This window comes from Algibacter aquimarinus (assembly GCF_039543265.1).
Classification (GTDB): domain Bacteria; phylum Bacteroidota; class Bacteroidia; order Flavobacteriales; family Flavobacteriaceae; genus Algibacter_B; species Algibacter_B aquimarinus.
On the sequence record NZ_BAABJK010000004.1, the window covers coordinates 302,781 to 326,961 of the forward strand.

Annotated in this window: 26 protein-coding genes; 18 read left to right on the plus strand and 8 right to left on the minus strand. The window is 31.6% G+C overall.

Features of this window, described 5'->3' with window-relative positions; all coding sequences use genetic code 11:
- Positions 1-112: 112 nt before the first annotated feature.
- Complete coding sequence (locus ABD939_RS04195; RefSeq protein ID WP_345164828.1) at positions 113-1,177, minus strand: anhydro-N-acetylmuramic acid kinase; 1,065 nt, start codon at positions 1,175-1,177, stop codon at positions 113-115.
- A gap of 138 nt (positions 1,178-1,315) precedes the next feature.
- Between ABD939_RS04195 and ABD939_RS04200 the strand changes: the two genes are divergently transcribed.
- The 10 genes from ABD939_RS04200 to ABD939_RS04245 all read left to right on the plus strand — a co-directional run bounded on the left by ABD939_RS04200 (position 1,316) and on the right by ABD939_RS04245 (position 9,702).
- Entirely contained in the window at positions 1,316-2,458 is a 1,143-nt protein-coding gene (locus ABD939_RS04200) for an acyl-CoA dehydrogenase (protein WP_345164830.1), read from the plus strand.
- A gap of 131 nt (positions 2,459-2,589) precedes the next feature.
- Positions 2,590-2,925, plus strand: a complete 336-nt coding sequence (locus ABD939_RS04205) for an arsenosugar biosynthesis-associated peroxidase-like protein (protein WP_345164832.1) — start codon at positions 2,590-2,592, stop codon at positions 2,923-2,925.
- Between the two features lie 77 nt (positions 2,926-3,002).
- Complete coding sequence (arsS, locus tag ABD939_RS04210; protein ID WP_345164834.1) at positions 3,003-4,058, plus strand: arsenosugar biosynthesis radical SAM (seleno)protein ArsS; 1,056 nt, start codon at positions 3,003-3,005, stop codon at positions 4,056-4,058.
- 9 nt (positions 4,059-4,067) lie between these two features.
- Complete coding sequence (locus tag ABD939_RS04215) at positions 4,068-4,562, plus strand: rhodanese-like domain-containing protein (RefSeq protein WP_345164836.1); 495 nt, start codon at positions 4,068-4,070, stop codon at positions 4,560-4,562.
- Positions 4,555-5,184, plus strand: a complete 630-nt coding sequence (locus ABD939_RS04220) for a TIGR04282 family arsenosugar biosynthesis glycosyltransferase (RefSeq protein WP_345164838.1) — start codon at positions 4,555-4,557, stop codon at positions 5,182-5,184. Before ABD939_RS04215 ends, ABD939_RS04220 begins: the two co-directional genes overlap by 8 nt.
- Positions 5,177-5,989 (plus strand): purine-nucleoside phosphorylase, encoded by an 813-nt coding sequence (locus ABD939_RS04225; RefSeq protein WP_345164841.1) that lies wholly within the window; start codon positions 5,177-5,179, stop codon positions 5,987-5,989. Before ABD939_RS04220 ends, ABD939_RS04225 begins: the two co-directional genes overlap by 8 nt.
- 75 nt (positions 5,990-6,064) lie before the next feature.
- Positions 6,065-7,036: an arsenosugar biosynthesis arsenite methyltransferase ArsM gene (gene arsM / locus ABD939_RS04230; protein WP_345164843.1), complete on the plus strand. Its 972-nt coding sequence runs from the start codon at positions 6,065-6,067 to the stop codon at positions 7,034-7,036.
- Positions 7,037-7,105: 69 nt separating this feature from the next.
- A complete protein-coding gene (locus ABD939_RS04235; RefSeq protein WP_345164845.1) occupies positions 7,106-8,005 on the plus strand; it encodes a sterol desaturase family protein in 900 nt (299 codons plus the stop codon).
- Positions 8,006-8,024: 19 nt separating this feature from the next.
- Positions 8,025-8,900, plus strand: coding sequence for a DUF547 domain-containing protein (locus ABD939_RS04240; RefSeq protein WP_345164847.1), 876 nt, complete (start codon positions 8,025-8,027; stop codon positions 8,898-8,900).
- Entirely contained in the window at positions 8,893-9,702 is an 810-nt protein-coding gene (locus tag ABD939_RS04245) for a TIGR04283 family arsenosugar biosynthesis glycosyltransferase (RefSeq protein WP_345164849.1), read from the plus strand. Before ABD939_RS04240 ends, ABD939_RS04245 begins: the two co-directional genes overlap by 8 nt.
- Positions 9,703-9,705: 3 nt before the next feature.
- Here ABD939_RS04245 and ABD939_RS04250 read toward each other — a convergent pair whose 3' ends face one another.
- The gene (locus ABD939_RS04250; protein ID WP_345164851.1) at positions 9,706-10,434 is read right to left on the minus strand and encodes a metallophosphoesterase family protein; all 729 of its coding nucleotides are present in this window, start codon (positions 10,432-10,434) and stop codon (positions 9,706-9,708) included.
- Between the two features lie 119 nt (positions 10,435-10,553).
- On the opposite strand from ABD939_RS04250, the gene ABD939_RS04255 reads away from it, so the two are divergent.
- The 3 genes from ABD939_RS04255 to ABD939_RS04265 all read left to right on the plus strand — a co-directional run bounded on the left by ABD939_RS04255 (position 10,554) and on the right by ABD939_RS04265 (position 12,845).
- Positions 10,554-11,666: a helix-turn-helix domain-containing protein gene (locus tag ABD939_RS04255; protein ID WP_345164853.1), complete on the plus strand. Its 1,113-nt coding sequence runs from the start codon at positions 10,554-10,556 to the stop codon at positions 11,664-11,666.
- A gap of 115 nt (positions 11,667-11,781) precedes the next feature.
- Positions 11,782-12,273 (plus strand): hypothetical protein, encoded by a 492-nt coding sequence (locus ABD939_RS04260; protein ID WP_345164856.1) that lies wholly within the window; start codon positions 11,782-11,784, stop codon positions 12,271-12,273.
- Positions 12,274-12,278: 5 nt separating this feature from the next.
- A complete protein-coding gene (locus ABD939_RS04265) occupies positions 12,279-12,845 on the plus strand; it encodes a YceI family protein (RefSeq protein ID WP_345164859.1) in 567 nt (188 codons plus the stop codon).
- On the opposite strand, the gene ABD939_RS04270 is transcribed toward ABD939_RS04265, so the two are convergent.
- Genes ABD939_RS04270 through ABD939_RS04290 form a run of 5 tightly spaced genes read right to left on the minus strand, consistent with a single transcriptional unit; the run spans position 12,842 to position 17,504 of the window.
- On the minus strand, positions 12,842-14,107 hold the full coding sequence (locus tag ABD939_RS04270; protein ID WP_345164862.1) for a POTRA domain-containing protein: 1,266 nt from the start codon (positions 14,105-14,107) through the stop codon (positions 12,842-12,844). The two genes, ABD939_RS04265 and ABD939_RS04270, sit on opposite strands and share 4 nt — an antisense overlap.
- Positions 14,104-14,832 (minus strand): hypothetical protein, encoded by a 729-nt coding sequence (locus tag ABD939_RS04275; protein ID WP_345164864.1) that lies wholly within the window; start codon positions 14,830-14,832, stop codon positions 14,104-14,106. Before ABD939_RS04275 ends, ABD939_RS04270 begins: the two co-directional genes overlap by 4 nt.
- A complete protein-coding gene (locus tag ABD939_RS04280) occupies positions 14,825-15,829 on the minus strand; it encodes a glycoside hydrolase family 113 (protein ID WP_345164867.1) in 1,005 nt (334 codons plus the stop codon). Before ABD939_RS04280 ends, ABD939_RS04275 begins: the two co-directional genes overlap by 8 nt.
- 36 nt (positions 15,830-15,865) lie before the next feature.
- On the minus strand, positions 15,866-16,738 hold the full coding sequence (locus ABD939_RS04285; RefSeq protein ID WP_345164869.1) for a hypothetical protein: 873 nt from the start codon (positions 16,736-16,738) through the stop codon (positions 15,866-15,868).
- A 52-nt stretch (positions 16,739-16,790) separates the two neighbouring features.
- Positions 16,791-17,504 carry a DUF547 domain-containing protein gene (locus tag ABD939_RS04290; RefSeq protein WP_345164871.1) on the minus strand — a complete coding sequence of 238 codons (714 nt, stop codon included), beginning with the start codon at positions 17,502-17,504 and terminating at the stop codon, positions 16,791-16,793.
- A gap of 244 nt (positions 17,505-17,748) precedes the next feature.
- On the opposite strand from ABD939_RS04290, the gene ABD939_RS04295 reads away from it, so the two are divergent.
- The 5 genes from ABD939_RS04295 to ABD939_RS04315 are packed head-to-tail and all read left to right on the plus strand — an operon-like array spanning position 17,749 to position 23,294.
- On the plus strand, positions 17,749-19,050 hold the full coding sequence (locus tag ABD939_RS04295) for an NAD(P)/FAD-dependent oxidoreductase (protein ID WP_298339620.1): 1,302 nt from the start codon (positions 17,749-17,751) through the stop codon (positions 19,048-19,050).
- A gap of 2 nt (positions 19,051-19,052) precedes the next feature.
- Positions 19,053-20,642, plus strand: a complete 1,590-nt coding sequence (locus ABD939_RS04300; RefSeq protein ID WP_345164873.1) for a 4Fe-4S binding protein — start codon at positions 19,053-19,055, stop codon at positions 20,640-20,642.
- Positions 20,642-21,118 carry a toxin-antitoxin system YwqK family antitoxin gene (locus tag ABD939_RS04305; protein ID WP_345164876.1) on the plus strand — a complete coding sequence of 159 codons (477 nt, stop codon included), beginning with the start codon at positions 20,642-20,644 and terminating at the stop codon, positions 21,116-21,118. The genes ABD939_RS04300 and ABD939_RS04305 overlap by 1 nt, the downstream gene beginning before the upstream one ends.
- Entirely contained in the window at positions 21,115-21,807 is a 693-nt protein-coding gene (locus tag ABD939_RS04310; protein WP_345164879.1) for a glycosyltransferase family 2 protein, read from the plus strand. The genes ABD939_RS04305 and ABD939_RS04310 overlap by 4 nt, the downstream gene beginning before the upstream one ends.
- Positions 21,804-23,294 carry a cellulose synthase family protein gene (locus ABD939_RS04315; RefSeq protein WP_345164882.1) on the plus strand — a complete coding sequence of 497 codons (1,491 nt, stop codon included), beginning with the start codon at positions 21,804-21,806 and terminating at the stop codon, positions 23,292-23,294. Before ABD939_RS04310 ends, ABD939_RS04315 begins: the two co-directional genes overlap by 4 nt.
- Before the next feature lie 157 nt (positions 23,295-23,451).
- On the opposite strand, the gene ABD939_RS04320 is transcribed toward ABD939_RS04315, so the two are convergent.
- The gene (locus ABD939_RS04320) at positions 23,452-24,138 is read right to left on the minus strand and encodes a hypothetical protein (protein WP_345164885.1); all 687 of its coding nucleotides are present in this window, start codon (positions 24,136-24,138) and stop codon (positions 23,452-23,454) included.
- Between the last annotated feature and the right edge of the window lie 43 nt (positions 24,139-24,181).

Here is a 24,181-nt window from a genome sequence, read left to right on the forward strand (position 1 = left end):
TGAGGTAAGTTTAAATGCAGCTATAATTGAGTCATAAGAAATCTATTAAGTTATTATTAATGTAACAAATATAAAAAACTAAAAATCCTTTAAGATTAATTTTATGTGATTTTTAAGGAAGAAATATTCTACCCGAACTGTGGTCTTTTGATGCACCGGTAACACTTTTTAAGCAATTAACTTCATTTCTAAGCTTTAAAACACCTAAAAAACCAAAAATTAGTGCTTCTTTAAACTCTATAATACTATTTGAAGGCAATAAAATTGAAGTTTTTGAATGATGTTTTAATCTTTCTATTAAAAATGTATTGTAAACTCCTCCGCCTGTTGCAAGAACAGTAGCTTCTGCTTTTTTGTTAGTCTCTGAAGCAATTTGAATAGCGATATGCTCAATAAAAGTTCTTAAAATGTCTTTTAAATCAAGTTGAAAACCATCTATAATTGGAAAAATATTATGGTTTACCCACTCTAAACCTAGAGATTTTGGATGTTCCTCATTATAAAACTCTAGATTATTCAATTTATCTAACAATTTAAAATTCAAACTACCACTTTTCGCAATCCTACCCTCATCATCATAAGGCAACCCAAGTTGATTTACATATTTGTTTAAAACAATATTAACCGGACATATATCGTAAGCAATACGCTCACCATCAAAATTCATTGAAATATTGGCAAATCCTCCTAAATTCAGACAAAAATCATATTCTGAAAACAATAACTCATCGCCAATAGGAACTAGGGGCGCACCTTGACCACCTAATTTAACATCTTGTATTCTAAAATCACAAACCACATTTTGATTTAACAAATCTGCTAAAGCAGGTAAGTTACCTATTTGATATGTTAAACACTTGTGTGGTTGATGTAAAGCGGTATGTCCATGAGAACAAATTGCATCTATATGGGTTATTTTATTCTTCTCTAAAAAACTATTAATAATCTCTCCAAGATATTCGGTATAATCTTTATCTATATTTTGTAATTCTTCAAAAGAGAAAGAAACTAAAGACTTTAATACGCTATACCATTTCTTACTGTATTTTATGGTATCGGCATTAATAATCTCAAAACCCCAATTTTTCTGTTTCTGAAAATTGACTAATACTAAATCTACTCCATCCAAAGAAGTCCCAGACATGACACCAATTACATTATACTCAGATTTCATCATAGAAAGTAAAAGTAATCATCTTAGTTAAAATTATAAAGAATTTAAGCAGTGAAATCAAGCTTTTAGTTTTTAAGAATTCACAATTAAAAGCTATATTTGTAAACATTTTTTATTAAAACATTAATTTAATTAAGAATTATGAATTTTAGCCTTTCAGAAGAACATATAATGATTCGCGATGCGGCTCGCGATTTTGCCAGAACAGAACTGCTTCCAGGAGTTATTGAGCGTGATAATAAACAGGAATTTCCTAAAGACCTTGTTAAAAAAATGGGAGATTTAGGTTTTATGGGAATTATGGTAGACCCTAAATATGGAGGAAGTGGTATGGATGCGATTTCATATGTTCTGATTATGGAAGAATTATCAAAAATTGACGCATCTGCCTCAGTAATTGTTTCCGTTAATAATTCCTTAGTTTGCTATGGTTTAGAAGCCTATGGAACTGAAGAACAGAAACAAAAATACCTAACAAAACTTGCCACTGGAGAATTTGTTGGTGCTTTCTGTTTAAGTGAACCTGAAGCTGGAAGCGATGCTACATCACAACGTACAACTGCTATAGATAAAGGCGATCATTACATAATTAACGGTACAAAAAACTGGATTACAAGCGGTGGACGTGCCGATGTTTATTTGGTTATAGCACAAACAGATAGAGACAAAGGGTCTCACGGAATTAATGCTTTTATTGTTGAAAAAGGCACTAAAGGTTTCGACATTGGACCAAAAGAAGATAAATTAGGAATACGCGGAAGCGACACACATACCTTGCAATTTAACGATGTAAAAGTGCCTAAAGAAAATAGAATTGGGGTTAACGGTTCTGGATTTCGCTTTGCTATGAAAACACTTTCCGGTGGACGAATAGGTATTGCAGCTCAGGCTCTGGGAATTGCTTCAGGAGCTTATGAATTAGCTTTAAAATATTCGAAAGAACGAAAAGCATTTGGTACTGAAATTTGCAACCACCAAGCTATAGCTTTCAAATTAGCTGATATGTATACCGATATTGAAGCTGCTAGAATGTTAGTAATGAAAGCCGCTTGGGATAAAGACCAAGGCAATAACTACGATAAATCTAGCGCCATGGCAAAATTATATGCATCCAAAGTAGCTATGGAACACACTGTTGAAGCTGTTCAAATACATGGTGGTAACGGCTTTGTTAAAGAATATCATGTAGAACGTTTAATGCGTGATGCAAAAATTACGCAGATTTACGAAGGAACTTCCGAGATCCAAAAAATTGTGATTTCAAGAAGTTTAATTAAAGAGTAATGTAATAACTAAACATACTTTTAAAAATCGCCATGCAATATTTTTTAATATTAATTGGCGATTTTTGTTAAGTTGCAATAAACCTTCCGACTTAATCATTTAGATTTCTATCTTTAGCCAAAAAATATTTTATGAGTAAAACATATTACGATCCTGCAGACTTAAGAAAATTTGGAAAAATCACTGAATGGAGTGAGGAATTAGGTAACAAATTTTTTGAGTACTATGGCAAAGTTTTTGAAGAAGGCGCACTTTCAGCTCGCGAAAAATCTTTAATAGCCTTAGCAGTAGCGCATACTGAACAATGCCCATATTGTATTGACGCTTACACCAAAGACAGTTTGCAACGTGGCGTAACAAAAGAAGAAATGATGGAAGCTATTCACGTTGGTGCAGCTATAAAAAGCGGCGCAACGTTAGTGCATGGTGTTCAAATGATGAATAAAGTAAACAAGTTAGACGGGTAAAATAAGGTACAGCTTTTGAACTACGGTTTTTTGATTTTTTATCACGAATTTGTAGTTCATAATTCTCAAATCAAAATATGGCAATAAAGTCACTACACAAACGCGAGAGCGATTTAGCAAACAGCAACAGGCAATTAGAAATTCTGTCTAATGGTATTTTTAAAAATGGAGAATTACCAACATTTAAAGAAAAAATATCAGAAACAGATCAGTTTCCTTTAAAAGCAAAAAAGCTAGAAATATTACAAATTAATGTAGGTTACATGTGTAATCAAGTTTGCGAACATTGTCATGTTGATGCTGGTCCAGACCGCAAAGAAATCATGACCAGAGAAACCATGCAACAATGTTTGGACGTTATAAAAAATACAGGTGCACATACTTTAGATTTAACGGGAGGCGCACCAGAAATGAATCCTGATTTCCGTTGGTTTGTTGAAGAAGCTGCAAAAGTTGGTATTAAAGATTTTATTGTGCGATCTAATCTAACCATCATCAGAGCTAATAAAAAATATTACGACTTACCCGAATTCTTTAAAAAACACAATGTGCACGTAGTAAGTTCTATGCCACATTGGACACGTGGCAAAACTGATAAACAGCGTGGTGATGGTGTTTTTGATAAATCCATAAAAGCGCTTCAAGAATTAAACGCTGTTGGTTATGGTATGCCCGGAAGTAGCCTAAAATTAGATTTGGTTTATAATCCATCAGGTGCTTTTTTACCAGGTGACCAAATGGCTATGGAAAAAGATTTCAAAAAAGCATTACTCGAAGATTTTGGCATTCAGTTTCATAATTTATTTGCCATTACTAATTTACCAATCTCACGTTTTTTAGATTACTTAATTGCTTCAGAAAATTATGAAGATTATATGTATTCTCTAGTTGAAGCCTATAATCCTGCTGCTGTTGAAAATGTAATGTGTACCAATACACTCTCTGTAAGTTGGGATGGTTATTTATTTGATTGCGATTTTAATCAAATGTTAGAACTTCCAGTAAATAGTAAAGCAAAACACATATCAGAGTATAACCAAGACTTGTTAGAAGGACGAAATATTGTTATTTCTCAGCATTGTTATGGTTGTACAGCTGGCGCAGGAAGTAGTTGTCAAGGAAGCGTTGCTTAAAAGCATGACATGAAAAACATATTTTTATTCATATTAATTGGAATTTCAATTTCTGGGTTTTCACAGAAAAAATTATCTAAACTCTTAAAACAACAGAATCAAGAGACGATTCCATATATATCTGTTGAAGCTCTAAGTAATGAAAAAGAAAATGTTATTTTATTAGATTCTAGAGAAGAAAAAGAATTTAAAACCAGTCATTTACAAGATGCTATTTGTGTGGGTTACGACTCATTTAACTTGGCTTCTATTCAACCTAAGCTACCAAATAAAGATTCAAAAATAGTAGTGTATTGTTCTTTAGGTATTCGCTCTGAAGATGTAGCAGAAAAACTTAAAAAAGCAGGATATACCAATGTTTACAATTTATATGGTGGTATTTTTGAATGGAAAAACAACGATTTAGAAGTTCTAAATTCGCAAGAAAAAACAACAGATTCCATTCACACATTTTCAAAGGAATGGAGCAGATGGCTAAAAAAAGGTATAAAAGTATATGAATAAAGCACTGGTAATTGTTTTTGTGAAAAACATAAAACTTGGAAAAGTAAAAACTCGACTTGCAAAAACCATAGGTAACCAAGGAGCTTTCGAAGTTTACAGCGAGCTGGTAAAGGTTACTGAAAAAGCCACAAAAAATTTAACTGCCGATAAACGTATTTATTTTTCTGATGCTGTTGTTGACTCAAAATGGTCATCAGATTTTAAAGCCGTTCAAGAAGGTATCGACTTAGGTGAGCGCATGAAGAACGCTTTTAAGAAAGGTTTTGAAGATGGTTACAACCGTATCGTTTTAATAGGCTCAGACTTACCAGATATTACAGCAAATCACATCAACAAAGGGTTAGAGGCTTTGAAAGAAAATGATATGGTTTTTGGACCCGCTGAAGATGGTGGTTATTATTTAATTGGACTTTCAAAAATGAACAACTTAGCTTTTGAAAATAAACCTTGGAGTCAAACGCACTTATTAGAGGAAACACTTCAAGAATTAAATGAAAAACACATCACATTTACTACCTTAGAGACTTTAAATGATATTGACACCTATGAGGATTTAATAGCTTCAAAGTTTTATCAATTTAATACACAATTACAAGAAAAAATTAAACAATTACATGATTAAGTTTATAGAAGAAACGATTGATTATTTAAAAGACAAAGGTTTTGACAACCCAGAAGTGGGTATTATTCTAGGCACAGGGTTAGGGCAATTAATAAACGAAATAGAAATACAAAAAGAGGTTAGTTATAATCATATTCCTAACTTTCCAACAGCTACTGTTGAGTTTCATAAAGGAAAACTCATTTATGGTAATATGGCTGGTAAAAAAGTTATTGTCATGCAAGGGCGTTTTCATTTATACGAAGGTTATTCGTTGCAAGACGTTACTTATCCAGTTCGTATTATGGAAAAATTAGGCATAAAGACCTTATTAGTATCCAATGCTTCCGGAGCTATTAACCTCAACTTTAAAAAAGGTGAACTCATGCTAATTGAAGACCATATTAATCTTCAAGGCAGTTCTCCACTGGCATTTAAAGGTGTTGAACTTCTAGGTGAGCGTTTTACTGATATGAGTGCTCCTTATGATTCTAATATCAATTCAGAATTTAAAAAAATAGCGAAAAACAACAATATAAAGCTTCATGAAGGTGTTTATGTAAGTGTTGTTGGACCGCAATTAGAAACCAGAGCAGAATACCGTATGCTAAAAATAATGGGAGCTGATGCTGTAGGAATGAGTACCGTTCCGGAAGTTATTGTTGCCAACCATTTAAATTTAAAAGTAGCTGCTGTGTCAGTTTTAACAGATGAATGCGACCCAGACAATCTAAAACCTGTAGACATTAGTGAAATTATAGCAATGGCAGGAAAAGCAGAACCCAATATGGTAAGCCTTTTTACGGAATTAATTAAAACACTTTAATTATGTAATAAGGGTTACATACACCCCTTATGAAACAACTATTTTTATACAGATAAATTTTACTGAAAATATACCATGCGCACATACTTAGAAACAACCCACGACGTATACAAAGAAGCAGCACTAACTCCAGACGTTGGACTATGCTGTACTACAAACCCAATTTGGGAATTACCGGGTTTAAAAATCCCTAAAATAATGCAAGAAATGAACTATGGTTGTGGTTCAACAGTTCATGCTCGTGATTTAACAAATAATCCAAAGATGCTTTATGTTGGTGTTGGTGGAGGTATGGAGTTGCTTCAATTCTCATATTTCAATCGTCAAAAAGGCGGTGTTGTAGGTATTGATGTGGTTGATGAAATGTTAGAAGCTTCTAGAAAAAACTTTATAGAAGCTGAAGCTCAAAACGATTGGTTTAAAAGTGAATTTGTAGATCTAAAAAAAGGTGACGCAATGAATTTACCCGTTGAAGACAACAGTATTGATGTTGCGGCTCAAAATTGTTTATTCAATATTTTTAAAGCTGATGATTTAAAAAAAGCTATAGAAGAAATGTACCGTGTTTTAAAACCACATGGACGTTTAGTAATGAGCGATCCTACTTGCGAACAGCCTATGAATGATACGCTCCGTAACGATGAACGTTTAAGAGCCTTATGTTTAAGCGGAAGTTTACCAATTGCTGATTATGTTAAAGCATTAACAGATGCTGGTTTTGGAACTATAGAAATTAGAGCTAGAAAGCCATACCGTATTTTAGATCCTAAAAATTATCCAACAGACGAATTAATCTATATAGAATCTATTGAAGTAGCAGCTATCAAAGACCCTATGCCAGAAGATGGCCCTTGTATTTTTACTGGTAAAGCTGCTATTTACTATGGTTCTGAAGATTATTTTGATGATAAAAAAGGGCACGTTCTATTAAAAAATCAACCCTTAGCTATTTGTGATAAAACTGCTGGAGCAATAGCTGCACTTAATAGGGATGATATTTATATTAGTGAATCTACTTATCATTATGATGGTGGGGGATGTTGTTAATATTTTCTGCTAAAGTCAGTAATTAATTAAATCGAATTGTAACAGATTCCCTCCTTCAAGGGAACGAAGATGGAGAAATATATAGACATCATAAAAAACTCCTATTCTGGTTACTGGAATTATCTTAAAAATGAGATATTCTTCCAAAACCACTGGGACAACTATTTTTATGGTTTAATCATTATTTCACTTTTGGTTTGGGGTCTAGAAATTTTATTTCCATGGCGTAAAAATCAATCTATTTTTAGAAAAGATTTTTGGTTAGACACGTTTTATATGTTCTTCAATTTTTTTTTATTAAATCTTATTATCTTAATTGCGCTTTCAAACACTGCTGCTGAATTTTTAAATGATATTTTATCAAGTGTTGGGTTATCATTACAAAGTCTTCAAATTTTTGATGTAGATAATCTACCAAATTGGCTGGGACTATTTGTGTTCTTTATAGTGTCAGACTTTGTACAATGGAACACACACCGTTTATTACACCGCGTACCCTTCTTATGGAATTTTCACAAAGTACACCACTCTGTAAAAGAAATGGGATTTGCAGCACATTTACGTTACCATTGGATGGAGCCTGTTGTTTATAAATCGTTACTTTATCTTCCAATTGCTATTATTGGAAATTATGATGCTAAAGACGTTGCTATAGTTTATTTTTTTACAATTACCATCGGTCATTTAAACCATGCTAACTTAGGTTGGGACTACGGGTTATTCAAATATATCGTCAATAATCCCAAGATGCATATTTGGCATCATGCCAAAGCTTTACCAAAACATGTTAGGTTTGGTGTTAATTACGGACTAACATTAAGTATTTGGGATTATATTTTTAAAACAAACTATATTCCACATAATGGAAAAGACATTGAATTGGGTTTTTCTGGTGATGAGACTTTCCCTAAAGATTTTATAAAACAAGAACTTTATCCTATATTATCGAAAAACAAAGATTTTGATTAATTAAAAAACTGAGCTTCACATGAAATACCTACAACTATTAATCACTGTTCTTTTTATTAGTTCTTGCTCTAGCACAAAACGTATCACTGAAACATCTTCTGAAAAACCAAAAACAAAAACAGTAGTTATTGCAAAAGATTCTATTGTTCCAGAAATTGAAACTACAAAAGCTATTGTTAAAACTGACACTATTAAAGTTTTGGAACCAGAAACTAATATAACAAAGAATATTGAAGAGCCAGCTACCACTTTTAATCATGATAAATGGAATAATCTGCTTAAAAACCATGTGTCAAACCAAGGAAATGTTGATTACAAAGGATTTAAAACCGACAGAAAAGCACTATCAAATTATATAGCAAGTTTAGGTGAAAATCTCCCAACTGACACCTGGACTAAAGATGAAAAACTTGCCTATTGGATAAACGCCTACAATGCTATGACTATAGATTTAATTCTTCGTCATTATCCAATAGAAAGTATCAAAGACATAAAAAAACCTTGGCACCAACGTTATTGGAAACTTGATGAAAAATGGTATAATTTAGATGATATTGAACATAAGATTCTAAGAAAAATGAATGAACCCAGAATTCATTTTGCCATTGTCTGTGCATCTTTTTCTTGTCCTAAACTACAAAATGAAGCTTTTGATGCTTTGAAGTTAGAATCACAACTTGAAAATGCTACCAAAACTTTTATAAATGACCCTAAAAGAAACTACCTCACACCAACAAAAATAGAATTATCTAAAATCTTTGCTTGGTTTGACAAAGACTTTTTGATTAATAATACAGGAAGCATTATTCAGTATATCAATAGATATTCAAATGTGAAAATCTCGCTAAAAACACCAAAACGTTTTATGGATTATAATTGGGATTTGAATGACTAAAAACCACGAAGCACGTCATCAAATATCTATTATAATTCCTGTTTTTAATGAAGAGGGTTGTATTGGTAAACTTTTAGAATATTTACAGGTTAATGCTTCAGCCAAAAACATCTCTGACATTATTGTAGTTGACGGTGGTAGTTCAGATAATACAAAACATATTATAAAAGCATTTTCAAACTTCTCAACCATTGATAATATTGCAGCATTTAATTATATAGATCAAACTACCGTTCTAAAGAAAAAAAATCTTTCTAGTAATGCTCTAATAGCTCCTATACAACTGTTAAATTCAGAAAAGGGACGCGCCAAACAAATGAATTTAGGAGCTAAAAATACAACAAAAAGTATTCTTTATTTTTTACATGCCGATTCACTTCCTCCTAAAAACTTTGACCAATTGATTATTGATGAGGTTGAGAAAGGTAATCAAGCGGGATGTTTTAGAATGCAATTTGACAGCAACCATTGGTGGTTGCGTTTAGCAAGTTGGCTAACCCAATTTAGATGGCGTGCTTGCCGTGGAGGAGATCAAAGTCAATTCATTACCAAATCGCTATTTGATGACATAGGAGGCTTTGATGAACGCTTCATTATTTATGAAGATAATATTTTAATAAACGAGTTATACGCCAGAAATGAATTTGTGGTTATTAACAAAAAACTGAAGTCTTCTGCAAGAATGTACAGAAAACATGGGGTTTGGAAACTACAATATATTTACTGGTCTATTTATGTAAAAAAGTGGTTTGGAGCAGATAATAATGCTTTATATAATTTTTACAAAAAGCAATTAAGCTAAGGTTTACTTATTTCTCCCCTTTTCATTTGGATATAAGTCTGGTAAATTATCACTCTGAAAGACTTCTTTAGTATCAATATTTACACCTGAAATTTTCCCTGTAAATGCTGCCCCTGTATCAATATTCCAAACATTAATAGCTTGCATAGGCACATCAGAATTAAAATTGATAGTTGGTGTGTGTCCAATGTAAATTTCTTTGTAGTGTTTTAATCTGTTTGGATAAATAGCTGAATCCTTTTCAATTCGTTTATCCATGGTTAGAGCCATTTCCCATAGTGTTCTATCAAAATACAGTGTAGTCTCAAAAACTTCCTTTTTTACTCCGTGCATCGACGTAAAACCTGCATGCAAAAACAATCTATTGTTTTCATCTAAATAGTATAACGGCATATTCTCAAAAAACCCTAGATGCCTTTTTTTATCTTCTTCAGAAAAACCTTCATAACTTTCTATAGTTTCTTTTCCACCATGCATATACCATGTTGGGTTAACCTCTCCGCTTCGTAACCATTCCTCACACCAAACATCATGATTACCTTTAATAAACACAGTGTTTATTTTTTCTGAAAGCTCTAATAAAAATTGAATTACCTGTGCAGATTCGCTCCAACCATCTACGTAGTCGCCAACAAATATTAGTTTGTCTTCATCTTTAACTTTTATTTTATTTAATACTTGTATTAAGGCTTTTAATCCGCCGTGAATATCTCCAATAGCAAAAGTGCGCATATCTATTAGTTTTTGGCAAAACTAATAGATTACAGTATAAATTCGTGCTTTGAATATTAAATTTAGTTTAACAAAAACAACCTATTGCAGAATTTAATGACTTATGTATCTTTATAGAAATGAAACCACTAGAAGTTCTACTTACTGTTTTATTAGGTATTGGAGCCATCCAAGGCTTAGTATGTGGCATCATTTTATGGAACAATAATAGCCAAAATAGAACAGCCAACAAATTTCTAGCTGCTATTTTATTTTTCTTTTCCTATCGCTTAATTGTTGAAATACTGAAACTTTTTAATATTGGCTTTTATGATTTTTGGTACCATTTTCTTCTAGAGTATAATTGGATTTATGGAGCGTTAATTTACTTTTTTGTCAAGGCTTATATTACTCCAAAATTCAAATTGAATTTAAAAAATGATTGGATTCATTTTCTACCCGTTGGCATTGAGTTTCTTTGGAGTAATTTTATAAAATCTCAAAATTTTTATTGGGATGGTACTCGAGAAAGCTTATCATGGCTAGGTTATTACGGCTATATTATTTGGATGCACTACCCTACTATGTATATTATTTCAGGATTACTAATCATATATTATTCCTTTAGATCTGAGAAACTTTTAAACATAAAAAATAATCCTGTTTTCGAAATAATTTCTGAAAATACAATTTGGATTAAACGTCTATTAAAGGTTTTAAGGTTCTTTTCAATTTTGATTATTCTTATTGTACTCATTGACTTAATTTTCTTTAACTACGCCTTCAATAGATGGTATCATTATCCTTTATTTATAGGCATGGCTTTAATAACTTACTGGCTAGGAATTGAAGGTTTTGGCAAACGAAACCAATTAGCTTCAAAACTTAAAATCGTTCTCTCTTCTAAAGAGAAAAGTCAACTTGATGAATTATCTAAAAAGATATCCCATTTGATGATTGAGAAAAAAATATTCAAAAATCCAGACTTAACTTTAAATTCACTTTCTGAAGCATTAAACGTAAAACCATATTTAACTACCAAGTGTTTAAATTTAATCTTCAATAAAAAATTCAATGATTTCATTAATGAATACAGAATAGAAGAAGTGAAAAAATTAATAAACAATCCTGATAACAATCAATATACTCTATTAGCGTTAGCTTACGATTCTGGATTCAACTCTAAAGCATCATTCAATCGAGCAGTAAAAAAATTAACCGGAAAATCTCCTAGTGCTTTAAAACAAATTTAATAATGTACCAATTAGATAATTGACACAATTCCTAATACTTAAAAAGGTCTCATTTAACTAATTGAGACGATTAGTATTACTTTTAATCTCACTTTTGTTTCATCAAAAATATAAAATGATGAAAACAATAATCTTATTCCTAATCGTATCATTTCAGTTTGGTTTCGGACAATCAAATTACGGAACTCCAACTAACAATATACCGTTACCAAAAAAAATTAAAGACCTTAGAGTCGCTATTGACGTTAAACATTTCCCAAAAGAGAATGACCCAGTAAAAATTAAAAACGCCTATTACTGGAAACATGCAACAGCCATTCTTTGTAAAGAGGCTGAAATTACTATTACTGAATACGGAGCTTTCCTTTTTTACAATGAAAAATGGAATTTAAGAAAAACATATGCACTAAAGGAATTAGATAAAACATTTGGAACAAAAAAACAACTTATGCTCCAAGGTCAACCTTATGTTTGGGCTAACAACTGGCGCATTGATAATAAACTTTTTGGAGGTTGGGCGATGTGGTATTTTATTGGCACAACCAAAAAAGGTGAAACAGTTTGCGGATACGAAACTATAAACACAACCTCAAATCTTTTAAATTAAATAATATGAAACTTTCTAAATCTCTAGCGATACTTTTATTTATATCGCTCACTTTGCAATCTTTTGGACAAATAAAAAAAATAAATATTGAAAAAAGCCTTTTGAATTGGACTGGAAAAGCCGCTTTTAGTTCTTATACATTAACAGGACATATTAAACCTAAAAGAGGTGAAATTGAAATAAAAAACGACAGAATAATAGCTTTAACCATGGTAATTGATATGAAAAGTATTAATCATGAATATAAAGACTTAGTAAAGCACTTAAAGAGTAAAGATTTTTTTGAGGTCAAAAAATTTGAGGAAGCTAATTTCGAATTAACTAAACCGTCAGCAATAAAAGATAATATAGCAGTTCTAACAGGAAACATGACCATTAAAAACGTAACTTATCAAGAAAGCATCACAATCAATCTTCAAGATAATTATAATTCTATTTCTTTTAAAACATTACTAGATCGAACGAAATACGGGATAAAATTTAATTCGCCAAATTTTTTCAAAAAACTAAAAGAAAATGCTATTGCGGATGAATTTAAATTAGAAGGCACACTAAATTTGGAGGTAAATTAAAAATATTGGCCGATGCCAAATACAAAACCTTTACTGGAATTTGGAGTAACACCAACACCATAATCAATTCTGAAAATAGCATTGTAGATTTTTTTATGAATAAAACGAAGTCCCAGTCCTGGATAGACTTTAATATTATCATCTTTACTAAAATCTCCAAAGTCTCCTCCAGGGTTTCTCCATGAACCAGCATCAATAAAAGCATTGCCTTGCAAAACAAACCAACCTTTTTCAATAAGTGTTTGCCTGTATTCTGTATTTAAAACTATAGCACCTGTACCTCTATCAATTGTATTTCCAACACCTCTAATATTTAGGTTATTATCTACAGAAAAAGGTGCAAATGGTGTTTCATCGTTTGTAGAAATCCCAAGTCTTAAACGATTTGCCCAATTCCCTTTCTCGCCTACTCGTTTAAAAAGAAAAAAGTCATTCCATCCTATAAAAAAATCAGGAAGCATATCGTTTGTTGAAGTAACATACTGAAAGTTAAACTGACTTTTAAAACCAGAAACGTATTGGTAAAAATAATCTAGTTTATTATACTCGTAAATACCTTTAGCGAGCCATTTATGAACATTCAGCTCTTGTGGTACGTTTGGATTGGTAGCACCAAACTTATATTGATAATCTTCAACAAAATAATTTATACCAAACTCTAATCTATTACTAAAATTGAACTCATACAATCCTAAAACTTCAATAGACTTATTATTATATTTATAATTAGAAGATGTATTATCAAAAAAAACAGGTTCTTGGGTAGTTAAATCTTGAAAATTAATAGCTAAACCCACTTTATTTGAAAATAAATATGGTGCTCTGAAATTTATGGCATAACTATCGTAAATATCTTTTTGGTAAAAACCTCCGAAAGTTATATTTCTTCCAAGAGCATTAAATTCATACAAACCTAATCTGTATGCAAATTCATCATTATCGGTTGTAAAAATATTAGCAGAAGGGATTAATGTGAAATTTTCTTCTATGTTATAAAAGACGTTATATTGGTTATCATCAGAGGGAAATACTTGATAATAAGCATGAGAAACTGATGGCAATCTTTTTAAACGTAAGATATCTTGCTCTATAATAGTAGAATCTAAAATACTACCAGATTTAATTGAAGATATACTTTTTACGAATGAGGATTTTAGCTTTTTATTCCCTTGTATCTTTAAATCGTGAACTATTTTATTTTGGGCACTTACACCTGAAATTACAAAGGCAAATAAAAAGATAAAGTTTACTAATTTCTTCATTCAGCAATAAATGATTTTTGGATAACCAAATTTACCCAATTATCTAGACTTACGTCCATTAAGGTGAAATTATATTTATTATTTAGTATTAAATCTGGAGGTGAATTGGTTGTTACGTTTAAAACAACATTATCTGTATTGTAGTACAGAAAATTATTTTCAAAAGTATAAGTGCCAGATAAAAGATTGTTTTCATCATCTGAAATAACTTGAAAATATATTGCATTATCACCTTCAGAATCATCCTCCCATGAAAAATTTGGCATTCCAGTTAATAATTGGTTTATAGTAACAGAATCGTTCCAAACAGTAGGCTTAGAAACTTGTTTTGTTCTAATTGGGTTTGATATTTTAATTTCACCATCTAACTCAAATGTGATAATAATCCATTTTTCGACTAAATCGTTTTGAATAAACTTTCCTAAATGACCGTTAAAAAATGGTTCTGGGCTCAATGAATTTTTGGTATAATTATCAAAATTACTTTCATCTACATCAGCGTTTACTGTCTCGTAGAACCTTATGTTTGAGGCTCCTAATTCTGGATAGTAAAAAGTTAGAACTTCACCAGTATCTTTATCACTTGCAGCACATGCAATAACGGCTCCCATCTCTATAGTCTGTCCTTGAGTATATACTGCTAAAGTTTGTAAGACATCATCATTATCTTCAGAGCAAGACAACAGCAATGCAAAACATATAATGATGTGAATTATCTTATTCATTTTTATATTCTTTACGTAATAACGCTTCAACAGGCTTATTCTGTGGTGTAAACATAAAATTATCTGGCCCTCCTACTTTATCATGTTTATGAAACCACTTCCATATAAAACCTCCTGCAAACCAATCCTCACTCCAAAAAGTTTCAAATAAAGCTTGTGTGGTATTTGTTTGCGCTTCAAGATTTACTTGATTTAAACTTCTATCGCTTACCCAAGGTGTTTTACCTGAATAATCAACACTTCTATAACCATATTCTGTAAACAAAATAGGTTTATCGTGTTTTTTATGTAAACTAAAAATAACCTGTTTATGCTTTTCCCAACCTTTCAAACAATCTTCAACTGTTGGTGTTTTACTATCACTTACAGGAAAATAAGCATCTACGCCTATATAATCCAGCTGACTCCAAAAAGGAGTTCTTTTAAATTCGTCCCAATTAGCTGCATAGGTTAATTCTCCTTTATACTTAGCTTTTATTTTTTCAATTAAGCCATTCCAATATTCAGGTCTATTTTCTATAAATTTCTCTAACTCAGTACCAATACAGAATATTTCTGCATTCACCTCATTTGCAAGTTCGGCATATTCTAAAATAAAACTTGAATATGATTCCTCTAAAGCCTTCCAATCATCTTCATTTTTCATTTCAATAAACCCTGTAAACTCGCCATGCCAAACCCAGATTTGAGGCTTTATCATGACTTTAATATCCTTTTTTCTAAGCTCACCTATATATTGCTTTGCCCCTGCCCTTGTTTCGCCAAACCATTGTCTATCAGTATTATGAATGATTTCTGGGTTATTTAAATTCCTTACAAAACCAAAAGGCATTATGGCAGCATAATTAGCATTAACATTTACAACTGGGTTAACATGAGTCTCATTTACGGCATCTCTTGAAGCTACAAAACTCACACCATTTATCTTTTTGGTTTGAGTTTTACAAGACTGTGTACACAGTATTAATGAAAAAATTAGGAGCTTAAATAATCTCATAGAAAGAAGTTTAAGCCCCTAATTTACTATTTATCATTAAAATAATGCTCTTAAGCCAATGTTAAAAGATTCTCCGATACCTGAATTAGAACCTCTAACAAAGCTACTATAAAGCGCTTCTAAATTTAAAGTTTTTGTTAATTGGTATTTCCCTCCAAAACCTACTGCTGTAAAATCTTGTTCAAAATCTCCAAGTCTTTGAAAATGCTGAACAAATCCTAGGATTGTAGATTTATCACTTGGAAAATAACTCATAAATACACCAGGAGCAAGCACAAAAGTACCATTAGCAAAACTTTCATCATCACCAAAATTATATTCTGTATTTAACTCAGTAAATAATTGCCAATTACCACTTGGCAGAGTATAGTCATAGAAAAAACGATTTTGGAACGTATATGCCGTTTGGTCTAGAAACACGCCTTGAGCATCAGATTCCTCACTAATGAGCGGAATATGAAATGCAGACTGAATTGTAAAATTACTAACGTCTTTTAATGGGTTAAATTTAATTACTGGTGCAATTGAAGTTAACCCAGAACGGGCTGTCCCTCTTTCTCCATCAAATGAAAATATATCTAAGGCACTTCTATCTCCTATAACATTAGATCTTAATTCAGCTAATAAACCAACATTGATTTTACTGTTTTCTGAAACTCCAGTAAATATATCTATACTAGATGTAAAAAATGTTTCTCTATCTAAATTTTTAGTTATGTCTCCATTACTATTTGCAACTTTTGTTTGGGTATATAAATTATTAAACCATTTAATATCCCACTGTCCTTTTTTCAATAATTTTGAAGGTGTATATGTTTGAATAACACTTCCTTCGTTTTCTTGATCTTCTTGTGAATATCCTGTATATGATATTACTGTTAGTACTAATATTGCGATTATTTTTTTCATTATTTCTATTTTGGTTTGTTGTTTGTTATTTATTCTTTTTTGGTTATTTCTGTTATTGTTTATTTACTTTCCAATTGTAAGGAAAGTAACTTAATTTGTATTTACCTTCTAATTTTTCTGTTCTGTATTTATTTATAAAATCGATTTCAGTCATTCCATTCATTTTGAAATCGCCTTTATACCATTCCATAATTTGTGATACCTCTACACGTTTCTTTTTTGTATTTACTCGAATAAAATCTCCATTAATTGCTTTTTTAGTTTGTGCTTCTAATTGCGCATTTAATGTATTAGGCAAATATGCCTTATTAATTAATGGCGGACAACCAACAGCACCACATACTAATACAAAGTGAAAGCGCGCATCGTTAAACTGACCTCTTAAAAGTTTGTGCTCAATATCATTTAAAGTGATGTTTTTTCCTCCTAAACTATGCTTAGTTTTATCAAAAAAACCTGCATTATCAAGTGGCGAATTTGTTGGGTAGTTATCAATAATCCCTTTGATTACAGATAAATTATAAGCGTTAATCCAAAAGGCTTGATAATTGTTGGCATCACTTTTTGAAACCGAAATCCCTTCAGCTAAACCTAAAAGATCGTTTAATTGTGACGGAGCTGCATGTATTTTAGAATATGCCACTCTTCCGTTTGAGACATTAGCTTTAAAAAAAGCATCTGCTTTACTAAAAAAAGTATTTAAATCTTGAGAAATCCCTTCAAAAGATATTAGTGCTATTAGTATTACTATAAATTGTTTTTTCATTTTTATGTTATTGTTTTGCCTTATTATTGTTTAAGACTGTTTTTAAAATTTTTAAGCTCTGCAAAGTAACTGCCTTTAGGTCGAACTAAAATTCAGGTAATTACACATTAAACAAACTTTTTTTCGGGTCTTATTGCTTTTCCAATCCTTACAAAAAAAAATCTATTTAAACCCATTCTAAATTACCAGTTATCTTTAAGTTCTTATCTTTAGCTACGACCTAAACCTTTATAACAATCAAATTATGAAAGAACACATCGTCATTATTGGAAACGGAATTTCTGGTGTAACAGCAGCAAGACATATTAGAAAATTGTCTGACAAAAAAATTACCATTGTATCTGCTGAAACTGAATATTTCTTCTCAAGAACAGCACTCATGTACATATATATGGGACACATGAAATTTGAACACACACAACCTTATGAGAATTGGTTCTGGAAAAAAAACCGAATCGATCTTAAAAAAGGATATGTTAGTAATATTGATACAGACGCTAAAACACTTCATTTTGCTGAAGGCGACTCCTTAAAATATGATAAACTTATTATCGCAACTGGTAGCAAACCCAATAAATTTGGATGGCCAGGTCAGGATTTAGAAGGTGTTATGGGCATGTATCATAAACAGGATTTAGAAAATCTTGAAAAACATGCGCCTAATAAGGAGGTTTGTAAACGCGCTGTAATAGTTGGCGGAGGGTTAATTGGTATTGAATTAGCTGAAATGCTAAATTCAAGAAGTATTCCTGTTACATTTTTAGTAAGAGAAGACAGTTTCTGGAATGGTGTTTTACCTTCTGGTGAAAGCGAAATGATTAATCGTCATATAAAAAATCATCATATCGATTTACGTTTGGGCATGAATCTGAAGGAAATAAAATCCGATGAAAACGGAAAAGTAAAATCCATCATTATTCAAGAAACCGGAGAGGAAATTGAATGTAATGTGGTTGGTTTAACCGCTGGTGTATCTCCTAATATAGATTTTATAAAAGATTCTAATATTGAAACTGGTAGAGGAGTAAAAGTTAATCGTTATTTAGAAACTAATATCCCTGATGTTTATGCTATTGGAGATTGTGCAGAACAACACGAAGGTATAAATGGTCGCAGACCTATTGAAGCCGTTTGGTACACAGGACGAATGATGGGAGAAACTTTAGCACAAACTATCTGTGGAAATAAAATACAATATAATCCTGGGCATTGGTTTAACTCTGCTAAGTTTATGGATATTGAATATCAAACCTATGGATGGGTATTTGCAAATCCAAGAGAAAACGAAGCACATTTTCATTGGAAACATGAAGACGATACGAAATGTATAACCATTTGTTATGATACCACCACGAATGCCTTTTTAGGTATTAATACTTTTGGAATTAGAATGCGTCATGAAACTTTTGACACATGGCTTACAGAGAAACGAGATGTTGATTATGTAATAAATCATCTTTCTGAAGCCAATTTTGATCCTGAATTTTACAGCCATTACGAAGCCGATATTCTTTTAGCTTATAACAAACAACTACAAACAGCATAACCATGAGTAATAAAATAAACCACAGCATGTCTTTAGCTAAACCAGACGCTTTAGACATTACAAACAAACAAAAAATAGCTCTTGCAATAGGCATTATTGGGTTATTAATTTTAACACTAGCTCTTTTTAATACAGACTTTCCAAACAAAGGATTATTCTTAACACTTGCCTTAGGGTTAATATCTGGCGGCATTATAATCTATTCGAGAGAAGCGTATTTATCTAAGCTAGAGGGTATAAAAAATGATGGAGTTTGGTTTAAATCCATTTCCTCACGAGGTACTTGGGGTTGGATTGTTGGTGTTATACTCACTGCATTTTACATCATATTATATTTCTTTCCTAAATATTTAGGATTAGGAACAGACGGCGCAGAAAACACGGGATTAATTAGCTTGTTCGACCCTTTAAGCAAATTATTAAGTGGCAGACCTGCAAGCCAGTGGTTTGTTTACGGTACACTTTACACGGTTGCTATTTTAGCCTTTGGATATAAATTTATTTTAAAATACAGGCACAATCGTTACCAACAATTACGTACAGGTTCTGTAATGTTTTTTCAATTAGGTTTTGCTTTTTTAATTCCAGAGTTCATGTATGTTATGAACAACGATTTGCCTTATTACGATTTAAAAAGTGTATGGCCACTTAACTATTATATTTTTGATGAATGGTCTGTAAACGGCTTTCTTTCAAACGGAAACATTGGTTTAGCTTTAATCTTATTTGGTATCATTTCCATTTTTGTAATCACACCCATTTTAACTTACAAATATGGGAAACGCTGGTATTGTTCTTGGGTTTGTGGTTGTGGCGGTTTAGCCGAAACTGCTGGAGATTCTTTTAGACAATTATCTTCTAAAAAAATGTCTGCTTGGAAACTAGAACGCTGGTTAATACATACTGTTTTAGTATTTTCTGTAGTGATGACAGTAGCTATGATTTACACCTATTTAGGTTATGATAAAAATGATTTCTGGTTAACACGAGGTGTTTTTATTTCTTTAGTTATCGGGTTCCTAACATTAGTTTTTGCAGGTGTTATGTATTTTAAAAGACAAGAATTAGGTAAAGATGCTAAATATGGTGCTATTGGTTTCTTTGTTGTCATTGCATTATTACTTATCATGCATTTTACAGGAACAACAAATCAAATATTTTATATTAAATCGGGTGCGCTAAGATCTGCATATGGTTTATACATAGGTTCTATATTTTCAGGTGTTATTGGCACAGGCTTTTATCCTATCTTAGGAAGTCGTTCTTGGTGCAGATTTGGTTGCCCTATGGCTGCTATTCTAGGATTTCAACAACGTTTATTCTCTAAATTTAGAATTACAACTAATGGCGGACAATGTATTTCTTGCGGAAACTGCTCAAATAGTTGTGAAATGGGAATTGATGTGCGTCACTATGCGCAGAAAGGCGAGAATATTGTACGCTCAAGTTGTGTTGGCTGTGGTATTTGTTCTGCAGTTTGCCCAAGAGGTGTTTTAAAACTTGAGAACGATGGTATGGAAGGACGTATAAACCCTACTGAAATACTATTAGGAAATGATGTTGATTTAATGGATTTGGTAAACAAAAAGTAATGAAACATTTATTTTGTCTCATAATATTTCTAACTGTTTTTAACACTTTCGCTGAAAAAAAATACCATAGAACATATTTCGAAAATGGCAATATTCAATCAGAAGGATGGCTTGAAAATAACCAAAAAATTCAATTTTGGAGGTTTTATTACAAAAACGGAAGTCTAAAAAAAGAAGGTCACTTTTTAGCAGATAAAGAAATAAAATATTGGAAGTTTTACACAATAAATGGGAAGTTAGAAAAGGAAGGTCATTTTAAAAATGGAAAGAAAAATGATTGGTGGTTGTTTTATGATAACAGAGAAAAAATAAACCATAAATGTCAATTAAAAGACAATAAAAAAAATGGATATTGCTTAATGTATGAAAACGAAAAACTAGTATCAGCTTGTAAATATAAAGCAGGGGAAAAATTAAAAGAATGGACTACCTTTGCATCCTTTAAAAAGGAAAACAAACTAAGCGACCTTAAATGACCAATATCAAAGTTATCATTCCTGCATATAATGAAGCAGATTCTATAACGCATGTAATCAACGATATCCCAAAACATGTTAATGAAATTATTGTCGTAAGTAACAATTCAACTGATGACACCGAGATAAATGCTAGAAACGCCGGTGCTACCGTTTTAAAAGAGAGTAATAAAGGGTATGGTTATGCCTGTTTAAAAGGTATGCAACACATTGCTAATCAAAATGAAAAACCAAATATCGTTGTTTTTCTTGATGGTGATTATAGTGATTACCCAGAAGAATTAACTAAAATAACAGCACCAATAATTAATGATAATATAGATTTTGTAGTTGGAGCTAGAGTGAAACAATTGAGAGAAAAAGGATCCATGACGATACCTCAAGTTTTCGGAAATTGGCTAGCCACCTTTTTAATGAGCCTTTTTTTTGGAGCTAAATTTACTGACTTAGGGCCTTTTAGAGCTATTAAGTATAATAAGCTATTAGCACTTAAAATGGAAGATAAAACTTATGGATGGACTGTAGAAATGCAACTCAAAGTCCTTAAGCAAAAACTTACATACATCGAGGTACCAGTAAATTATAGAAACAGAATAGGTATCTCTAAAGTTTCAGGTACGGTAAAAGGTGCTATATTTGCAGGCATAAAAATCTTAGGTTGGATTTTTAAATACAGTTTTAAAAAATGATTTTAGAAACCATTACCATAATCATATATAGCGTTTCGCTTTTGCTTATTTTCATGTATGCATTAGCGCAACTTAATCTGTTATTTAATTATCTGTCTTCTAAAAGATTAAAAGATGATTGCCCTAAGTTAGATTTATCAAATCCAGCCGAAATACCTTTTGTTACCATTCAACTTCCTGTGTTTAATGAAATGTATGTAATGGAACGTTTGTTGGATAATATTGCACTAATTGAGTATCCTAAAAACAAGCTCGAAATTCAAGTCTTAGATGATTCAACTGATGAAACTGTTGAAAGCACACGCCAACATATAGAAAAACTACAAGCCACAGGTTTAGATATAAAACACATTACTAGAATAGATCGTAAAGGCTTTAAAGCAGGAGCACTTAAAGAAGGATTAGAAATAGCAAAGGGTGACATTATTGCCATTTTTGATTCTGATTTTCTACCACAAAAAGATTGGTTAAAAAGAACAGTGCCTTATTTTAAAGATAAGGATATAGGCGTTGTACAAACCCGTTGGGGACATATAAATAGAAATTATTCTATACTCACTAAAATTCAAGCCTTTGCTTTAGATGCCCATTTTACTTTAGAACAAGTTGGGAGAAATAGTAAAGGGCATTTTATCAATTTTAATGGTACCGCTGGTTTGTGGAGAAAAGCATGCATTATTGATGCTGGAAACTGGGAAGGAGACACCCTTACTGAAGACTTAGATTTAAGTTACCGCGCCCAATTAAAAAACTGGAAATTTAAATATTTAGAGCAAGTTGAAACACCTGCCGAACTTCCAATAGTTATAAGCGCTGCACGTTCTCAGCAATTTAGGTGGAATAAAGGTGGTGCAGAAAACTTTCAAAAAATGCTTGGTCGCGTCGTAAAAAATCAAAATATTTCAACAAAAACTAAAGTACATGGTTTGCTACATTTACTAAACAGTACCATGTTTCTAAACGTACTTATAGTAGGTGTTTTAAGCATTCCTATGCTCTATATAAAAAACGAATATGCACATTTAAGACCGTATTTTTACGTCATGAGTTCTTTCGTTTTAAGCACTATCATATTTTTTGTGTGTTATTGGTTTATGTATAAAAATATTTACGGTGGTGGCTTTAAAAATTTTATCCGCTACATAGGCATGTTCTTCGTGTTTTTTTCAATAGCTATGGGGTTTTCATTACATAATTCCATTGCTGTATTAGAAGGTCATTTAGGAAAAAAATCAGAATTTGTGAGAACGCCAAAATTCAACATCAAAAAATATAAAGATAATTGGAAGAACAACAAGTACATGAAAAAAACAGTATCCGTTCACGTTATTTTTGAGGGTATTCTTATGCTTTATTTTGGTTTTGGTATGTACAGCGCCTTTATTGTAGGTAATCAAGGTGGCGATTTCGGACTCTTCCCATTCCACCTTATGTTATTCGTTGGCTTTGGGTATGTATTTTTTAAGTCTCTTGCTTCAAAGGTGTAAATTAATTGGGCGTTACCACAAGGGTCGCGCTTTCCGCTATATCTTTTTTTCGTACCTCAAAAAAGGATGCCGCTGCAATCGCTAACGCGGGCTTATTAGCTAATTTCGTTTTAAACCAAAAAGTGAAGATTTTTTGGATATGTTCGTTTAACGTTTTTTATTCATTTTCTGTGTAATCACATTTCGCGTTAATAATAATTTTTTTATTTATTTTATTATAACCAACTATTTCTTCTTTAATACTTAGCTTTCCAGAATATTCAAATAGAAGCCTTTCCTTAAAAATTCCATTCGGAATGTTTTTTTTGCTTCTCCATTCTTCATAAGCTGTTGAAAAATATAAAACCGGTAAATGAAATTTTGTATTCTTATCTATTATATAAATTTCAGTACCGAGTTTCTTCCTCTTTTCTTTCTTTGGCTTTATTGAAGTTAGTTTATATCTGGCATACACAATTCCATTAATTAATGTATCTTTTAGATTAAAAAAGTCGTATTCCTTTATTCGAAATTTATATGGATTCCGATATTTCCAAATGTAATCACATTCGACGTTAATAAGTTCAGCTTTAATTAAATCAGATTTTAAAAAGTTAACATTAAATGATAATCCATTTTCATCCTTAAAATCCATTTGGTAGTTCAAACTATCTAAGTTCGTGATTACAGCCAAATAGCTATTTTTTTTTGCGTTTGTTAAATAATATCTGGAAATAGTTTTCTCTGTTAATGAATCATTGTAAAAAGTATGTTTATATTCTATCAAGTAATCAAATTCATATTGTTTTTGAGAAAAACAGAAGATTGTTGATAGTGTTAAAATTAATGTTATAAGCTGTTTCATCAAATGTTTTGTAATGACTTGACACGAAATCGTTTTAATACTG

Coding starts and splice junctions, on each gene's coding strand:
- ABD939_RS04290 (WP_345164871.1), bottom strand. CDS start 17,504: ATGAAAAAACAATTTATAGTAATACTAATAGCACTAATATCTTTTGAA.
- ABD939_RS04250 (WP_345164851.1), bottom strand. CDS start 10,434: ATGCGCACTTTTGCTATTGGAGATATTCACGGCGGATTAAAAGCCTTA.
- ABD939_RS04235 (WP_345164845.1), top strand. CDS start 7,106: ATGGAGAAATATATAGACATCATAAAAAACTCCTATTCTGGTTACTGG.
- ABD939_RS04320 (WP_345164885.1), bottom strand. CDS start 24,138: ATGAAACAGCTTATAACATTAATTTTAACACTATCAACAATCTTCTGT.
- ABD939_RS04305 (WP_345164876.1), top strand. CDS start 20,642: ATGAAACATTTATTTTGTCTCATAATATTTCTAACTGTTTTTAACACT.
- ABD939_RS04225 (WP_345164841.1), top strand. CDS start 5,177: ATGATTAAGTTTATAGAAGAAACGATTGATTATTTAAAAGACAAAGGT.
- ABD939_RS04285 (WP_345164869.1), bottom strand. CDS start 16,738: ATGAAAAAAATAATCGCAATATTAGTACTAACAGTAATATCATATACA.
- ABD939_RS04240 (WP_345164847.1), top strand. CDS start 8,025: ATGAAATACCTACAACTATTAATCACTGTTCTTTTTATTAGTTCTTGC.
- ABD939_RS04220 (WP_345164838.1), top strand. CDS start 4,555: ATGAATAAAGCACTGGTAATTGTTTTTGTGAAAAACATAAAACTTGGA.
- ABD939_RS04245 (WP_345164849.1), top strand. CDS start 8,893: ATGACTAAAAACCACGAAGCACGTCATCAAATATCTATTATAATTCCT.
- ABD939_RS04215 (WP_345164836.1), top strand. CDS start 4,068: ATGAAAAACATATTTTTATTCATATTAATTGGAATTTCAATTTCTGGG.
- ABD939_RS04295 (WP_298339620.1), top strand. CDS start 17,749: ATGAAAGAACACATCGTCATTATTGGAAACGGAATTTCTGGTGTAACA.
- ABD939_RS04280 (WP_345164867.1), bottom strand. CDS start 15,829: ATGAGATTATTTAAGCTCCTAATTTTTTCATTAATACTGTGTACACAG.
- arsM (WP_345164843.1), top strand. CDS start 6,065: ATGCGCACATACTTAGAAACAACCCACGACGTATACAAAGAAGCAGCA.
- ABD939_RS04310 (WP_345164879.1), top strand. CDS start 21,115: ATGACCAATATCAAAGTTATCATTCCTGCATATAATGAAGCAGATTCT.
- ABD939_RS04300 (WP_345164873.1), top strand. CDS start 19,053: ATGAGTAATAAAATAAACCACAGCATGTCTTTAGCTAAACCAGACGCT.
- ABD939_RS04270 (WP_345164862.1), bottom strand. CDS start 14,107: ATGAAGAAATTAGTAAACTTTATCTTTTTATTTGCCTTTGTAATTTCA.
- ABD939_RS04195 (WP_345164828.1), bottom strand. CDS start 1,177: ATGATGAAATCTGAGTATAATGTAATTGGTGTCATGTCTGGGACTTCT.
- ABD939_RS04205 (WP_345164832.1), top strand. CDS start 2,590: ATGAGTAAAACATATTACGATCCTGCAGACTTAAGAAAATTTGGAAAA.
- ABD939_RS04255 (WP_345164853.1), top strand. CDS start 10,554: ATGAAACCACTAGAAGTTCTACTTACTGTTTTATTAGGTATTGGAGCC.
- arsS (WP_345164834.1), top strand. CDS start 3,003: ATGGCAATAAAGTCACTACACAAACGCGAGAGCGATTTAGCAAACAGC.
- ABD939_RS04275 (WP_345164864.1), bottom strand. CDS start 14,832: ATGAATAAGATAATTCACATCATTATATGTTTTGCATTGCTGTTGTCT.
- ABD939_RS04265 (WP_345164859.1), top strand. CDS start 12,279: ATGAAACTTTCTAAATCTCTAGCGATACTTTTATTTATATCGCTCACT.
- ABD939_RS04200 (WP_345164830.1), top strand. CDS start 1,316: ATGAATTTTAGCCTTTCAGAAGAACATATAATGATTCGCGATGCGGCT.
- ABD939_RS04260 (WP_345164856.1), top strand. CDS start 11,782: ATGATGAAAACAATAATCTTATTCCTAATCGTATCATTTCAGTTTGGT.
- ABD939_RS04315 (WP_345164882.1), top strand. CDS start 21,804: ATGATTTTAGAAACCATTACCATAATCATATATAGCGTTTCGCTTTTG.